This window comes from Flavobacterium degerlachei (assembly GCF_900106645.1).
GTDB lineage: Bacteria > Bacteroidota > Bacteroidia > Flavobacteriales > Flavobacteriaceae > Flavobacterium > Flavobacterium degerlachei.
Genome location: NZ_FNMV01000001.1, coordinates 77,033 through 91,945 on the forward strand (window position 1 = coordinate 77,033; position 14,913 = coordinate 91,945).

Consider the following 14,913-nt stretch of genomic DNA (forward strand, 5'->3'; position numbering starts at 1 on the left):
ATCCACTAAATTTACATTTACTTTTAATTACTTTTATATGTTAAAATGTTAAAAAACGAAATGTTTATGAGAAAAAATCAAATTAAGTGTGTTTCAAAAGCAGTTTTGGTTGTTATCACCTTATTATTTTCGAATAAATTATTAGCTCAAGATCAAAGAGTCAACTCAAGATCAAATGCTGATTTCTGGGATAACGTGCAATTTGGTGGTGGGATTGGTTTGGGTTTTGGCTCTGGTTATACCGATATATCATTAACGCCTAGTGCTATTTATAATTTTAATGAATATGTAGCCCTAGGACTTGGCGCCCAATATTCTTATGTAAGCCAAAAAAATTATTACAACTCCCATTTATATGGCGGCAGCATCATCGCTTTATTTAATCCAATAAGAGAAATACAACTTTCGGCGGAGCTTGAAGAATTGCGTGTTAATATAAATCCAAACGATTCAAGCTTGAGTTCAGAACAATTTTGGAATACGGGATTATTTTTAGGCGCTGGCTACAGAACGGCAAATGTAACCATGGGAGTACGTTATAATGTATTACAAGACGACAGTAAAAATGTTTATAGTGATGCTTTTATGCCTTTTGTAAGAGTCTATTTCTAGATATATTACTAACGGTATTTATTTCTGAACCAGACTTTTTGCCATTCTCTTTTTAAAATTAAAAAAGAAACCTGTTCCGCTAAAATGACCAAATCAGAACCGTCCATTTTTTTAACCTCATCTTCTGAAACATCAATTATATAGAGAAGATTCAGATATTCAGCAAATTTATATTGAATTAGTCTATAGATTTTTTCGTGCAATTGAATTTTCAATTCACTAGGAGAAATACTCATTGGAAAATCAATACCTTCATTAGCCAAATTAAAATCCTTATTAATTTGCTCGATTAACTTGAGGTATAAAGCTTCATTTTCAGCTTCTAAAAGCAACAAATCTGTATTTATTGGAGCTATAAACATTCGTTTTTTATTTTTAGTTAAATGACATCAGAGTTTTATAAAATCTAAACATTCCGACTCATTAAGTTTTCTCCGAAAGTTCTTAGCATTGCTTTTTTATCTTCTTCAATATGCATTTTTTCCAATGTCACAAATGCTTTAGAAGTGTATTCTTGTATTTCTTGCTGCGTTGCTTTTGAAGCTCCTGAAGTATTAAAAATATCTTTTACCCACATGATTTTATCTGTATTATCATCAAGACGACTAGAAAAGACATTTGCTAATTGCGAAGCTTGCTCTTTACTCGAAAAAGCCATTGCCTTTAAATATAAATAAGTCTTTTTGTTTTCAATAATATCACCACCTACTTGTTTCCCAAAAGTCTCTGGGTCACCAAAGGCGTCTAGATAATCATCCTGCAATTGAAAAGCCAAACCTAAATTTAATCCAAATTCATAAATCAAATTAGCATTTTCCACTGAAGTTTCGGCAATTATCGCTCCCATTTTCATGGCTGCAGCAACAAGAACTGCTGTTTTGTATTCAATCATTTTGAGGTATTCAGCTATCGTAACATTATCCCGTGTTTCAAAGTCAACATCCCATTGCTGTCCTTCACATACTTCAAGCGCTGTTTTACTAAATAACTTCGCTAACTGCATAAAAATAGCTGGTTCGTATTGTTCAAAATACTGATATGCTAAAATAAGCATAGCATCACCTGACAAAATTCCAGAATTAACATCCCATTTCTCATGCACGGTTTGGTGTCCGCGACGTAAAGGCGCATCATCCATAATATCATCATGCACCAACGAAAAATTATGAAAAACCTCAACAGCCATAGCAGCTGCTAGCGCTTTTTTATAATCTACATTAAATACTTCGGCTGTCATCAACGTCAAAACCGGACGCATTCTTTTACCTCCTAAATCTAAAATATAAGAAATAGGCTCGTATAGGTTTTTAGGTTCTTTAGTTATGAGTTGACTTTCTAGGTAGCTAATAAAGAATTCTTGATACTGATAAATGGCATGCATGGAAGTAAATTTTCGGCTAATTTACGGCATTCCCATTGGATAACAAATACCGTTTACTAAGGAAATGTTAAATTACCGTAAATACATTGGAAACTATTTTGGTATTCAAAGTTTCCATATTACATTTGCACACGAAATTAACCTTTGGAATTTAAGCGATGAATACTACTCTACCAATAGCAGCAACAAAATGGACAATTGATTCTAATCAATCTGACGTTCTTATTAAAGCAAGACATTCTATAATTGCATATATAGCGGGATCCATTAATAAATTTAAAGGACACATAGACATTCACGAAGATGAAATTGAAGACGCATCCATTGAATTTTGCCTAGATGTAAATAATACAGATAATAAACTAGAGCAAATGGATACTCATTTAAGGCTAAATGATTTTTTAGACATTAACGAGTTTCCATTCATCAATTTTAAATCGACTGCATTCCAAAAAATAAATAACAATATTAACTTTCTAAAAGGGGAGTTAACCATTCATAACATAACAAAAGTAGTAGAGCTGGATGCTGAATTCATTGGGATAAGAACTTACGAAGGAGTTGAAAAGGCAGTATTTGAAGTGGTTGGAAATATAAACCGAAAAGATTTTGGATTAACCTCAATTTCTAACAATCAAACTGGAGGATTATCTCTAGGTCAAGATATTAAACTGATTGCCAATTTAGAGTTTTCAGTATAACAAGTAAAAGAAAATGAAAGAGAAAATAATACAAAAAGCAAGTGAACTATTTTTAAAGCTAGGTTTTAAAAGTATCACCATGGACGATATTGCAAGTGAAATGTGTATTTCAAAAAAAACTATTTACAAATATTTCTGCAATAAAGAATTGCTTGTCGAAGAAAGCACTGCTTTGCTTCATAAAGAAGTTCATGAAACAATCGATTCAATTTTACAACTAAATCACAATGCAATTGAGGAGAATTTTGAAATACGAAAAATGTTTAGTGAGATGTTTAAATCATCAGCTGACAGTTCCACAATCTATCAGTTAAAGAAACATTATCCTGAGATTTATGAAAAAGTAATGTTGGCCGAAATAAATGAATGCTCGATGTGGTTTCGACAAAACATTATAAAAGGAATAGAAAATGGACTATACAGAAAAGATCTAGATATAGATAGTTATGTAAAATTTTATTACACCTTAATATTTAACATCAATGAAAATACAAGCTCTGAAAAAGAAGCTCAAAAATTAGAGCTTCACGCATTAGAATACCACACAAGAGCCATGGCAACTCAAGCAGGAATTACAGAACTAGAAAAACAATTACAAAACCCTAATACATAATGAAAAAACTAATTTTATTAACATTCTTAACTTTTGCAATTACTGCAAAAGCACAAGAAATTAAATCGCTTACCTTAAAAGATGCGATTTCCTATGCTTTAGAAAACAAAGCAGATGCCAAAAAAGCAAAATTAAAAGTAGAAAATAGCGAGTACCAAATTCAGGAAGTGCGCTCTAGAGCATTACCGCAAATCTCTGCTAATGGGAGTCTAACTTACAATCCAGTTCTACAGACTACATTTCTTGATTCAGGTTCATTTGGCGGAGAGCCAGGAACTACTATTCAAGCTAATTTCGGACAAAAATGGAGTTCAGTTGCAGGAGTTTCTTTAACACAAACCATTTTTGATCAATCCGTCTTCACTGGTTTAAAAGCGGCAAGAACAACAAGAGAGTTTTACCAAATTAACCAACAATTGACCGAAGAGCAAGTAATTGAAAGAGTAGCAAACAATTATTATCAGGTTTATGTTCAACGTCAAAATTTGACTGTTTTAGACAGTACTTACATCAATACTACCAAAGTAAAAAACATTATCAAAGGACAATATGATAATGGACTGGCCAAAAAAATTGACTTGGACCGAACTTTAGTAAAACTTTCGAACATTGATACACAGCGCCAACAGGTTTTGAATGCGGTACAAATTCAAGAAAACGCTTTAAAGTTTTATATGGGAATGCCTATTGAAACTAAAATTGAAATTCCACAGGCAGCATTTGAGGTTAGCCCACAATCTTTTTCAGAAGCTCCTAATACTGAAACAAGAACAGAGTTTTTGCTTATGAAAAAACAAGAGCAACTATTAGAATTTCAAAAAAAATCAGTGATGGCGGCATACTATCCTACATTATCCCTTTCGGCCGGATACAATTATATAGGTCAAGGGCCACAAATGCCATGGGGAGCCAAACCATCAGACGGCGTTTACTGGTCTGATTTCTCTTCAATAGGATTGAATTTGAGAGTGCCCATTTTCTCAGGATTTGAAACAAGATCAAAAGTTAGAAAAGCCGACGTTGAATTGCGATCTATGAAAGAAGATTTAATAGACACTAAATTGTCACTTGATTTGGCTTTCGCCAATGCTAAAACGCAAATTGACAATAGTTTGATTACTATTCAAAATCAAAAAGGCAATGCCCAATTAGCAAAAGATGTTTTAAGCAACACTAAAAACAATTACATACAAGGTTTAGCTTCTCTAACTGACTTATTAGATGCAGAAAATGCACATACTGAAGCGCAAAACAACTATACAGCTGCAATATTAAATTACAAACTAGCAGAAATTCAATTAATTAAATCAAAAGGCGAACTAAGAACACTTATAAACAACTAACAAAATGAAAAAAAATATAATAATAGCAGTAGTAATATTAGGTTCTTTAGCGCTTATTGCAATCACTTTAATCAATAACAAAAAAGAGAATGAAGCAAAAACAGCTATCGTAGCAGAAAAAAATGCCGCAGTATCTGTTAAAACAGCACAAGTAAAAACAGAAGAAGTTTCTCTCGATTTTGTAGTCAATGGAAATTTTGAACCAATACAAGAATTGACTTTTTCAGCTGAAAAATCCGGAAAAGTAATTAGCGTCTTAGTAAAAGAAGGTGATTATGTAAATGTAGGTCAAACCTTAGTCATTGTTAGAAGTGACGTTATAAATGTAAATGCTAGCACAGCTAAAGCAATTTATAATAATGCTCAAGCAGATTATGCTAGATATGAAAACGCCTATAAATCAGGAGGAGTTACGAAACAACAATTAGACCAAGCTAAGTTAGCTATGACTAATGCTGGATCTAACTTAAAACAAGCCAACATTAATGTAGGTGACACTAGAATAAAAGCACCAATAAAAGGGTTTATTAACAAAAAATATATTGAACCGGGTTCTATACTAACTGGTATGCCAGCAACTCCACTGTTTGATATCGTAAACGTTTCTAAACTAAAATTAAATGTTACCGTTAACGAAAGCCAAGTAGCAAGTTTAAAAGTAGGAAACCCAGTAACTGTTACAGCAAGTGTTTTTCCTGACAAAGTTTTCTCTGGAAAAATTTCTTTTATTGCTGCCAAAGCTGACGAGAGTTTGAACTTTGTTGTTGAAATTGAAATTGCTAACAACACGGATAACAATCTAAAAGCAGGGATGTACGGAACAGCTAATTTTGCTTCAAAACAAAAACAAGAGTTAAAAGTAGTTCCTAGAAATGCCTTTGTAGGAAGTGTGAGTAGTAATCAAGTATTTGTTGTAGAAAATGGACTTGCAAAGTTGAAAAAAGTAGTTGCAGGAAGAATCTTAGGAGAGCAAGTAGAAATTGTTGATGGACTGTCTGATGGAGATAATGTAATTATTACAGGACAAATCAATTTACAAGATGGTAAGCCAGTAGAAATTATAAAATAATTTTAAATGATGAGTTTTAAATTCTAAATTCATTTCACGACATACAAATAAAAATATGAAATTAGCAGAAATATCCATAAAACGTCCCTCGTTAGTGATTGTATTATTTACAATCCTAACACTTGGAGGACTCTTTAGCTATAGCCAACTAGGCTACGAATTGATTCCAAAATTCGAACAGAATGTAATTACCATTTCTACTATTTACCCTGGAGCTTCTCCGAGTGAGATAGAAAATACAGTTACTAAAAAAATTGAAGATGGAATAGCCTCGTTAGAAAACATCAAGAAAATTGATTCCAAATCATACGAAAGCTTATCGATCGTGTCGATTACATTGACTTCAAATGCGAAAATTGATGTTTCGATGAATGATGCACAACGAAAAATCAACCAACTGATAAGTGATTTGCCGGATGATGCTGAAACGCCATCGCTTACTAAATTCTCCTTGAGTGATTTACCGATTATGACTATCGGTGCCAATGGAAAAATGGATGAAGCCGCTTTTTATGATTTGATCGATAAAAAAATCACTCCTGTATTATCTCGTGTCGAAGGGGTAGCACAAGTAAATATTATTGGTGGACAAGAACGTGAAATTCAAGTAAATCTTGACGCAGTAAAAATGCAAGGATACAACCTTTCAGTTCCTGCTGTACAACAAGTTATTTTGACTTCAAACCTAGATTTCCCTACAGGAAACGTTCAAACTCGTGAACAAAAGATATTAATTAGACTTGCAGGTAAATACAAAAGTGTTGAAGAATTAAGAAACTTAATTGTATCGTCTAAAAATGGGATTGAAATTCGTTTAAGAGACATCGCTGACGTACAAGATGCGCAAAAAATCGCCGAAAAAATCTCAAGGGTAGATCAAAAAAGTGCGATTATTTTACAAATCATAAAGCAATCAGATGCTAATGCCGTTGCAGTAAGTGAGAAATTACTTGAAAGCATTAAAGCACTTGAAAGTGATTATAAAAGCAATAGCTTACAATTAGAAATTGCTAAAGATAGTACGGTTTATACCTTAGAAGCTGCTGACTCAGTACTTCATGATTTATTGATTGCCGTAGTCTTAGTAGCTTTCGTAATGTTGTTTTTCTTACACAGTATCAGAAACTCGTTAATTGTAATGATTTCTATTCCGGCATCATTAATTGCTACTTTTATCGGAATTTATCTTTTAGGATATACCTTAAACTTAATGAGTTTATTAGGACTATCGCTGGTGGTAGGTATTCTGGTCGATGATGCCATTGTAGTTCTTGAAAACATTTACCGACACATGGAAATGGGTAAGAACAGAGTGCGTGCAGCCTACGAAGGAACTGCCGAAATTGGCGGAACAGTTACTTCTATTACCTTAGTTATTGTGGTAGTATTTTTACCAATTGCAATGAGTTCTGGATTAGTTTCAAACATCATTACACAGTTTTGTGTTACCGTAATTATTTCGACCTTATTCTCTTTATTAGCATCGTTTACGATAATTCCTTGGTTGTCTTCTCGTTTTGGAAAATTAGAACACATTGAAGGAAAAAACCTTTTTGGAAGAATCATTCTTGGTTTCGAAAGCTATTTAACACGTTTTATCAACTGGATTTCTGGTTTATTAACATGGTCTTTAGATCATTATAAAACTACATTGGCAATTGTCCTTGTACTCTTTTTTAGTTCAATTGCACTTATTCCAGCAGGATTTATTGGTGGAGAGTTTTTTGCAGCATCAGATAGTGGGGAATTTTTAGTTCAAATAGAAATGCCTAAAGACGCTTCATTAGAACAAACCAACTTTATGACTCAAAGAGCGGAAGCTTTTTTAGCAACACAAGAATATGTTCTTAGTCAAATTACAACTGTAGGACAAACTAGTGAAGGGATGGGTGGTTCACAAGCGACTGCGTATAAAGCAGAGATCGATGTGAAAATGATTGAACAAAAAGACCGTACCGACGGAGCTTCTGTTTATGCTGCGAAAATCAAACGCAAACTAGAAAAAGTTTTAGTAGGTGCCAAAGTAAAAACAATGCCAGTAGGTATTTTGGGAACAGCAGAAAATGCGACTCTAGGATTAATTGTAACAGGACCTTCGGTAGAAAGTGCTATGAAATTTGCCAAATTAGCAGAAGCTGAATTGCGTACGATTCCTGGAACTACTGAAATTAAATTGACAGTTGAAGACGGAAACCCTGAAATCAATGTTCAAGTTGACCGTGATAAAATGGCAGCATTAGGTTTAAACCTACAAACAGTAGGTATGACTATGCAAACAGCTTATAGCGGTAACACTGACGGAAAATTTAGAGCTGGTGAATACGAATATGACATCAACATTAAATACAATGCTTTTGACAGAAAAAGTATTACTGACGTTAATAACCTAATTTTCATTAACAACTTAGGACAGCAAATTAAGTTGTCTCAGTTTGCAGCAATTACTGAAGGTTCTGGCCCTAGCCAATTAGAACGTAGAGATAAAACGGCTTCGGTAACAGTCCAAGGACAAAACGTAGGAGTTGCTTCTGGAACAATTGTTACACAATGGCAAGAAAAATTAGACAAATTGGAAAAACCTGTAGGTGTAAATTATATCTGGGGTGGAGATCAAGAGAATCAAAGTGAAGGTTTCGGAACATTAGGAATCGCTTTATTAGCTGCTATCATTCTTGTTTACTTAATTATGGTTGGACTGTATGATAGTTTTGCACACCCATTCGTAGTATTGTTTGCAATTCCATTATCGTTCATTGGAGCATTATTAGCCTTGGCTTTGACTAACAACACCTTGAATATATTTACCATTCTTGGTATCATTATGTTAATTGGATTAGTTTGTAAAAATGCGATTATGCTGGTCGATTACACCAATCAGCGAAGAGCAGCGGGTGAATCAATAAGAACAGCATTAATTCAAGCAAATCACGCTCGTCTTCGTCCTATTTTGATGACGACCATAGCAATGGTATTTGGTATGTTCCCAATTGCATTAGCTTCTGGTGCAGGTGCTGAATGGAAAAACGGTCTGGCTTGGGTAATTATTGGAGGATTGATCAGTTCACTTTTCCTTACTCTTATTGTGGTTCCGGTAATTTATGAAATTATGGAAAAACTAATTGCTAAATTAAGTAAAGGTAAAAAAGTAGATTATGAAGCAGAAATGGTTGCTGACTACGATCACAAAGAATTAAGCGAAGATGGATTTAATCCTGAACACACACTTTAATTATATATTTTAAATACAAAAAGCTGCCTATCCTTTATTTGGATAGGCAGCTTTTTATTTTAAAAGTATAGCAATTGACATATTATTAGTGCAAAAAAAAAAGGCTTCCGTAAATTGCGGAAGCCTTTCTCTTTATATTAAAAGCTCTTTAATCAGCGATAACCAAAGCTTCTTGTTTCCATTTTTTTACAGAGGCAACTCTGTTATCTGAATAATCCACTTCGCTTAAAACCGAATCATTCCAGAAAAACCACTTACCTACTTTTTCTCCTTTATTATATTCTGCAACAGCAGTTTTATTTCCGTTTACATCATAAGAAACCCATTTCCCTTGTAGTTTCCCATTTTCATAAAAACCTTCTTGTTTCACTTGGCCATTATCATATACATAAGTAGCCTTAACTAAATTCCCAACTGCTTCTAATTTAGGTTTTACAGCGGTATTTTGTGCAAAAATCATTCCTGAGATTAGCATTGCTCCGATAACTATATATTTTTTCATCTTGTAAATTTTTAATGGTTTGTCTAACAAATATATAAAGATATTTACATTTAAAATACAATTTGGTAACAATTTAGTAACATTGGACGAAAGCTTAACATTGGAAAACACAAAGCAACCCACTCTAATTACAAAAAACCTTCCTTTATTGGATTATTTTTCACGAAAGTAATTACATCAAATATTGGGAAATTAAATTTGAACATCAAATCACACTAACACAGCTAGAAACAACTCTAAAAAAAATGAGCCCGATACAATATCGAGCTCATTATGATCAAATTAATTATAAGTCTATTTAAACTATTGCGTTCAATCTATGTACAACACTTTTCTCCAACCAATAAAAACCCTTAATTTAATAGCACATCTAGTTCTTTCTCAAGATCAGGAGATGACGGTCTTGCAGCATCGGCTTTCACGATTTTCCCATTGGGATCTATAAGGATAAATCTTGGAATCCCTTTAATATTCAAATCTTTAACAAACTGGGAATTCCAGTCATTATCAGCGAAAACCTGAACACCACCCAGTTCTTTGCTCTTTATCATCGATTTCCATTTTTCGATATCCTTTAATTTATCAATGGAGATACTCACAAAAGCAATGTTTTTACCAGAGTATTTTTCTTCTACCTTTTTTAAAGACGGAATTTCACCAAGACAAGGCCCACACCAGGTGGCCCAAACATCGATATAAACATATTTCCCCTTAAAATCTTCGAGCTTAGTTTTCCCTCCAGCATAGTTTTCATAATTAAAAGACGGAGCGATTGAACCATTTAACTTCTTCGTTTCTATTACTTGCTTGTAATATTCCGTCCCTCTTTCCAAAACTATTTCTATGTTTTTCTTTTGCAGCGCTACAAAAACAGGATCTAATTTCTCATTATCCAATTTCAAAAAATCAGCTGTCCTTTTCTCTCTAACCATCTTAGTAAAGACTTCTTCGCTAGAAGCCATAAGAGTATTATAATCGTATTTTGATTCCTCAACTGTATACTGTGCCAAAAAGTTATTCTCGACAGCTCCAATTCCTGAATATACTATGGACTCGTCAAAATCTTGAGCATTCATTTTAAGATTCAAATCGTATCCGTTTTTTAGAAAAAGTTCGGTATATTCCTTTCCGTCAAACAGCATATAGAAACCTTCTTCCACAGCAAAAGAACCCTTGAAAATTCCATCTGCACCAACGAACATCTTTCTAATTTCCTTTCCATCATTCCTATTTCGAAAAATAATCGAATCCGTATTTCTGTTCGCAATCTCGCCTTTAAAGGAAACTGTTGCTCTCTTCTGCCCAATAACGTTAAAAGAGCAAACTAGTGCCAACGTAATAAAAATTAATTTTCTCATAAAATGTAGTTTTTTTACTATTAATCAAATCTAATTTATTTTTTTGAGGCCAAAATATAAATTAACAAAAAATTAATTTCTTGAAGTTTCGCCGTTTTCGGCATTAATTTAATTTTTGTGGTTACTTTTGTATCCTAAAATTTTGATAGTGTATCGAAGTCATAATTGTGGCATTTGAAATTAAAAGGAGGAAGCCCAGCGGGCTTCAGGTATTTTGCATTAGTAAAAACAGCATATAAAAATAAATAAAATGTATAGAAGTCATAATTGTGGCGAACTCAACGCCTCACATATAAATACTGAAGTAACCCTTGCTGGTTGGGTTCAAAAGTCTCGCGATAAAGGATTTATGAATTGGGTCGATTTAAGAGACCGTTACGGAATTACACAATTGATTTTCGACGAAGGCCGTACAGAAAAAACAGTATTTGAATTAGCTAAGACTTTAGGACGTGAATTTGTAATTCAAGTTAAAGGAACTGTTATTGAGCGCGAAGCCAAAAACAAAAACATAGCTACAGGAGAAATTGAAATTTTAGTTACAGAACTAACTATACTTAATGCTGCTTTGACTCCCCCTTTCACTATTGAAGATGAAACAGATGGAGGTGAAGACATCAGAATGAAATACCGTTACTTAGACATTAGAAGAAATCCTGTAAAAAACAGCTTACTTTTTCGTCACAAAGTAGCAATGGAAGTACGCAAGTATCTTTCTGACTTGGATTTCTGTGAAGTAGAAACACCATACTTAATCAAATCAACTCCTGAGGGAGCGAGAGATTTTGTTGTTCCTTCTCGAATGAATGAAGGACAGTTTTATGCTTTACCACAATCACCACAAACCTTCAAGCAATTACTGATGGTAGGTGGAATGGATAAATACTTCCAAATCGTGAAATGTTTCCGTGATGAGGATTTGCGTGCAGACAGACAACCAGAATTTACACAAATAGATTGCGAAATGGCATTTGTAGAACAAGAAGACATTTTGAATGTTTTTGAAGGACTTACACGTCATTTGCTAAAAGAAATAAAAGGAATCGAAGTAGACAAGTTTCCGCGTATGACTTACGAGCATGCGATGAAAACCTACGGAAATGACAAACCGGACATCCGTTTCGGAATGGAGTTTGGTGAATTAAATGAATTTGCAAAACATAAAGAATTTCCAGTTTTCAATGCAGCTGAACTAGTAGTAGCTATCGCCGTTCCTGGCGGAGGAAACTATACAAGGAAAGAAATAGATGCATTAATCGAATGGGTAAAGCGTCCTCAGGTTGGAGCTTCTGGAATGGTTTACGCAAAATGCAATGAAGACGGAACGTTCAAATCATCAGTAGATAAATTTTACGATCAAGCTGATTTATCTAACTGGGCAAAAGCAACTGGCGCAAAAGCAGGAGATATGATCTATGTTTTGTCTGGGCCAGCCAATAAAACTAGAGCACAATTAAGCGCTTTGCGAATGGAATTAGCCACTCGTTTAGGATTAAGAAACGCAGCTGAGTTTGCTCCTCTATGGGTCGTTGATTTTCCTTTATTGGAATTTGATGAGGAATCTGGTCGTTACCATGCGATGCATCACCCATTTACTTCTCCTAAACCAGAAGACATGCATTTATTAGAAACTGATCCAGGTAAAGTTCGCGCTAATGCATATGACATGGTATTGAATGGAAATGAAATTGGAGGAGGATCTATTCGTATTCACGATAAGGCAACACAACAATTAATGTTTAAATACTTAGGCTTCACCGAAGACGAAGCAAAAGCACAATTTGGATTCTTGATGGATGCCTTCCAGTTTGGAGCACCACCACACGGAGGATTAGCTTTTGGTCTCGATAGACTTGTAGCTATCTTGGGTGGTCAAGAAACTATTCGTGACTTCATTGCTTTCCCTAAAAACAATTCTGGAAGAGATGTAATGATCGATGCTCCATCGCTGATTGATGAAACTCAATTAAAAGAGTTACATATAAAATTACGCTAAGGTAGTTAATCGGAGATATTGACCGGAAAACGTTGAATATCAATTATTTTAATAAAAAAATTGACATTGATAGGATTCGTATTAGATTATATATTATATTTGCCCATTATAAATTATTATTACTATTACAATGCGTACAGGTACAGTTAAATTTTTCAATGAGTCAAAAGGTTACGGATTCATTACAGACGAAGAAACAGGAAAAGACATTTTTGTTCACGCTTCAGGAATCAACGCGGAAGAATTACGCGAAGGTGACAGAGTTAGCTATGAAGAAGAAGAAGGAAGAAAAGGAAAAGTTGCTGCGAAAGTAGCAGTTATCTAAGCAAAAATTTATTTTTTTGCCTACGAATGTTTAAAACGTTTCGATTTATTTCGAAACGTTTTTTTTGGTTATAGCCGAAATTACTGATAAAAAAAGTTAATTCAGATTCCTTATCTATAATCATTAAAAATTAGGAGTTAATTTTATTTCCGCATTCACTATATTTCAATTTACACTTGTGTTTTAATTCCTTGAAACCTATCTTTGTTGCTTATTTTAGCACGAAAAACACTTTAATTATGCAATCTGATCAATTAAGTTACATTCCTATTTTAATACAGTTTTTATTAGCTGTGGGATTTGTTGTCGGAACTATTATCGTTTCAGGAAAATTAGGCCCAAAAAGAACCTCAGAAATTAAGGACAAAAACTTTGAGTGTGGTATTGAATCTGTAGGAAATGCACGTATTCCCTTCTCAGTAAAATACTTTCTTGTTGCAATCTTGTTTGTATTGTTTGATGTCGAAGTGATCTTTCTGTATCCTTGGGCAGTCAACTTCAGAGAATTAGGAATAGAAGGAATGGTTAAAATGGTCATATTCATGCTTTTACTTTTGGTAGGATTTTTCTACATCATAAAAAAGAAAGCCTTAGTGTGGGAATAAAAAATAGTTTTAAATATTGAATTTTAATGATATTCATTCTAATTCAAAGTTTATAATTTATAATTCAAAATAAAAAAAATGAGCAATTCAAGTATAAAAATGGTTGAGCCACCAGAAGGTGTTGTAGGAGAAGGTTTCTTCGCTACAAAACTGAATGATGTAGTAGGTATGGCTCGTGCAAATTCACTTTGGCCATTGCCTTTTGCAACATCATGTTGCGGAATTGAATTTATGGCAACCATGGCATCGCATTATGATTTAGCACGTTTTGGCTCAGAGAGAGTAAGTTTCTCTCCGCGTCAGGCAGATATGTTAATGGTAATGGGAACTATTTCTAAAAAAATGGCCCCTATTTTACGTCAGGTATACGAACAAATGGCTGAACCTAGATGGGTAATAGCTGTTGGAGCTTGTGCTTCTTCGGGAGGTATTTTTGACACCTATTCTGTTTTACAAGGAATAGACAAAGTGATCCCTGTTGATGTATACGTTCCTGGATGTCCTCCAAGACCAGAACAAATCGTAGACGGTGTAATGAAATTACAAGAATTAGTTAGAACGGAATCCGTAAGAAGAAGAAGTTCTCCAGAATACCAAGAATTATTGGCTTCTTATAATATCAAATAACGAAATGGCTTTAGAAACAATAGAAATTCAGGACAAATTGACGGAAACGTTTGGCGAAAATGTTTTTCATTTTAACCAAGAAAAAGACGTGTTTTCATTTGAAGTGGCTGCTGATAAAATAACGGCAGTGATTCTTTTCCTGAAAAATGACCCCATATTGCGTTTTCACTTTTTAACTGATTTGTGTGGGGTACATTATCCAGACAGTGAAGTTGACAGACAATTTGCAATCGTTTATCACTTGCATAATTGGTACGAAAACAAACGTATAAAAATCAAGGCTTTCATTAGTGGTGAAAAACCAGAAATCAAGTCAATATCAAACATTTTCTTAAGCTCCAATTGGATGGAAAGAGAAACTTACGATTTTTATGGTGTTGATTTTATTGGTCATCCGCAATTGAAGCGTATCTTGAATATGGATGAAATGATTTCTTTTCCAATGCGTAAAGAATTCCCATTAGAAGACGGCGGAAGAACCGATAAAGACGACCGTTTTTTCGGTAGAACAATAGACAATTGCTAAAAACAGAATATATAATTTTTCACATT

15 protein-coding genes are annotated in these 14,913 nt (G+C 33.9%); 11 read left to right on the forward strand and 4 right to left on the reverse strand.

Annotated features, from left to right (window positions below; genetic code table 11):
* Window positions 1–60 precede the first annotated feature (60 nt).
* Window positions 61–612: a hypothetical protein gene (locus BLV91_RS00300; RefSeq protein WP_091429084.1), complete on the forward strand. Its 552-nt coding sequence runs from the start codon at window positions 61–63 to the stop codon at window positions 610–612.
* A gap of 8 nt (window positions 613–620) precedes the next feature.
* On the opposite strand, the gene BLV91_RS00305 is transcribed toward BLV91_RS00300, so the two are convergent.
* Both BLV91_RS00305 and BLV91_RS00310 read right to left on the reverse strand, forming a co-directional pair.
* Complete coding sequence (locus BLV91_RS00305; protein WP_091428393.1) at window positions 621–974, reverse strand: hypothetical protein; 354 nt, start codon at window positions 972–974, stop codon at window positions 621–623.
* Between the two features lie 44 nt (window positions 975–1,018).
* Complete coding sequence (locus BLV91_RS00310; protein WP_091428394.1) at window positions 1,019–1,993, reverse strand: polyprenyl synthetase family protein; 975 nt, start codon at window positions 1,991–1,993, stop codon at window positions 1,019–1,021.
* A 158-nt stretch (window positions 1,994–2,151) separates the two neighbouring features.
* Between BLV91_RS00310 and BLV91_RS00315 the strand changes: the two genes are divergently transcribed.
* Genes BLV91_RS00315 through BLV91_RS00335 form a run of 5 tightly spaced genes read left to right on the forward strand, consistent with a single transcriptional unit; the run spans window position 2,152 to window position 8,948 of the window.
* Entirely contained in the window at window positions 2,152–2,694 is a 543-nt protein-coding gene (locus tag BLV91_RS00315) for a YceI family protein (RefSeq protein ID WP_091428396.1), read from the forward strand.
* A gap of 13 nt (window positions 2,695–2,707) precedes the next feature.
* A complete protein-coding gene (locus tag BLV91_RS00320; protein ID WP_091428397.1) occupies window positions 2,708–3,307 on the forward strand; it encodes a TetR/AcrR family transcriptional regulator in 600 nt (199 codons plus the stop codon).
* The gene (locus BLV91_RS00325; protein WP_091428399.1) at window positions 3,307–4,650 is read left to right on the forward strand and encodes a TolC family protein; all 1,344 of its coding nucleotides are present in this window, start codon (window positions 3,307–3,309) and stop codon (window positions 4,648–4,650) included. Before BLV91_RS00320 ends, BLV91_RS00325 begins: the two co-directional genes overlap by 1 nt.
* Before the next feature lie 4 nt (window positions 4,651–4,654).
* On the forward strand, window positions 4,655–5,719 hold the full coding sequence (locus tag BLV91_RS00330) for an efflux RND transporter periplasmic adaptor subunit (protein ID WP_091428400.1): 1,065 nt from the start codon (window positions 4,655–4,657) through the stop codon (window positions 5,717–5,719).
* A 55-nt stretch (window positions 5,720–5,774) separates the two neighbouring features.
* Window positions 5,775–8,948 (forward strand): efflux RND transporter permease subunit, encoded by a 3,174-nt coding sequence (locus BLV91_RS00335; protein ID WP_091428402.1) that lies wholly within the window; start codon window positions 5,775–5,777, stop codon window positions 8,946–8,948.
* A gap of 148 nt (window positions 8,949–9,096) precedes the next feature.
* Here the strand turns inward: BLV91_RS00335 and BLV91_RS00340 are convergent, their stop codons facing one another.
* Window positions 9,097–9,450, reverse strand: coding sequence for a toxin-antitoxin system YwqK family antitoxin (locus tag BLV91_RS00340; protein ID WP_091428403.1), 354 nt, complete (start codon window positions 9,448–9,450; stop codon window positions 9,097–9,099).
* Between the two features lie 353 nt (window positions 9,451–9,803).
* Complete coding sequence (locus BLV91_RS00345; RefSeq protein ID WP_091428405.1) at window positions 9,804–10,808, reverse strand: TlpA family protein disulfide reductase; 1,005 nt, start codon at window positions 10,806–10,808, stop codon at window positions 9,804–9,806.
* Between the two features lie 250 nt (window positions 10,809–11,058).
* Between BLV91_RS00345 and aspS the strand changes: the two genes are divergently transcribed.
* From aspS to BLV91_RS00370, 5 genes are all read left to right on the forward strand, one after another.
* The gene (aspS, locus tag BLV91_RS00350; protein ID WP_091428406.1) at window positions 11,059–12,804 is read left to right on the forward strand and encodes an aspartate--tRNA ligase; all 1,746 of its coding nucleotides are present in this window, start codon (window positions 11,059–11,061) and stop codon (window positions 12,802–12,804) included.
* Between the two features lie 130 nt (window positions 12,805–12,934).
* Entirely contained in the window at window positions 12,935–13,129 is a 195-nt protein-coding gene (locus BLV91_RS00355) for a cold-shock protein (protein WP_007137066.1), read from the forward strand.
* Window positions 13,130–13,368: 239 nt separating this feature from the next.
* Window positions 13,369–13,734 (forward strand): NADH-quinone oxidoreductase subunit A, encoded by a 366-nt coding sequence (locus BLV91_RS00360; RefSeq protein WP_091429086.1) that lies wholly within the window; start codon window positions 13,369–13,371, stop codon window positions 13,732–13,734.
* Window positions 13,735–13,812: 78 nt separating this feature from the next.
* Window positions 13,813–14,361 (forward strand): NADH-quinone oxidoreductase subunit B, encoded by a 549-nt coding sequence (locus tag BLV91_RS00365; RefSeq protein ID WP_007137064.1) that lies wholly within the window; start codon window positions 13,813–13,815, stop codon window positions 14,359–14,361.
* Between the two features lie 4 nt (window positions 14,362–14,365).
* Window positions 14,366–14,887: an NADH-quinone oxidoreductase subunit C gene (locus BLV91_RS00370; protein ID WP_091428408.1), complete on the forward strand. Its 522-nt coding sequence runs from the start codon at window positions 14,366–14,368 to the stop codon at window positions 14,885–14,887.
* Window positions 14,888–14,913: the final 26 nt, after the last annotated feature.

Coding starts and splice junctions, on each gene's coding strand:
- BLV91_RS00300 (WP_091429084.1), top strand. CDS start 61: ATGTTTATGAGAAAAAATCAAATTAAGTGTGTTTCAAAAGCAGTTTTG.
- BLV91_RS00305 (WP_091428393.1), bottom strand. CDS start 974: ATGTTTATAGCTCCAATAAATACAGATTTGTTGCTTTTAGAAGCTGAA.
- BLV91_RS00310 (WP_091428394.1), bottom strand. CDS start 1,993: ATGCATGCCATTTATCAGTATCAAGAATTCTTTATTAGCTACCTAGAA.
- BLV91_RS00315 (WP_091428396.1), top strand. CDS start 2,152: ATGAATACTACTCTACCAATAGCAGCAACAAAATGGACAATTGATTCT.
- BLV91_RS00320 (WP_091428397.1), top strand. CDS start 2,708: ATGAAAGAGAAAATAATACAAAAAGCAAGTGAACTATTTTTAAAGCTA.
- BLV91_RS00325 (WP_091428399.1), top strand. CDS start 3,307: ATGAAAAAACTAATTTTATTAACATTCTTAACTTTTGCAATTACTGCA.
- BLV91_RS00330 (WP_091428400.1), top strand. CDS start 4,655: ATGAAAAAAAATATAATAATAGCAGTAGTAATATTAGGTTCTTTAGCG.
- BLV91_RS00335 (WP_091428402.1), top strand. CDS start 5,775: ATGAAATTAGCAGAAATATCCATAAAACGTCCCTCGTTAGTGATTGTA.
- BLV91_RS00340 (WP_091428403.1), bottom strand. CDS start 9,450: ATGAAAAAATATATAGTTATCGGAGCAATGCTAATCTCAGGAATGATT.
- BLV91_RS00345 (WP_091428405.1), bottom strand. CDS start 10,808: ATGAGAAAATTAATTTTTATTACGTTGGCACTAGTTTGCTCTTTTAAC.
- aspS (WP_091428406.1), top strand. CDS start 11,059: ATGTATAGAAGTCATAATTGTGGCGAACTCAACGCCTCACATATAAAT.
- BLV91_RS00355 (WP_007137066.1), top strand. CDS start 12,935: ATGCGTACAGGTACAGTTAAATTTTTCAATGAGTCAAAAGGTTACGGA.
- BLV91_RS00360 (WP_091429086.1), top strand. CDS start 13,369: ATGCAATCTGATCAATTAAGTTACATTCCTATTTTAATACAGTTTTTA.
- BLV91_RS00365 (WP_007137064.1), top strand. CDS start 13,813: ATGAGCAATTCAAGTATAAAAATGGTTGAGCCACCAGAAGGTGTTGTA.
- BLV91_RS00370 (WP_091428408.1), top strand. CDS start 14,366: ATGGCTTTAGAAACAATAGAAATTCAGGACAAATTGACGGAAACGTTT.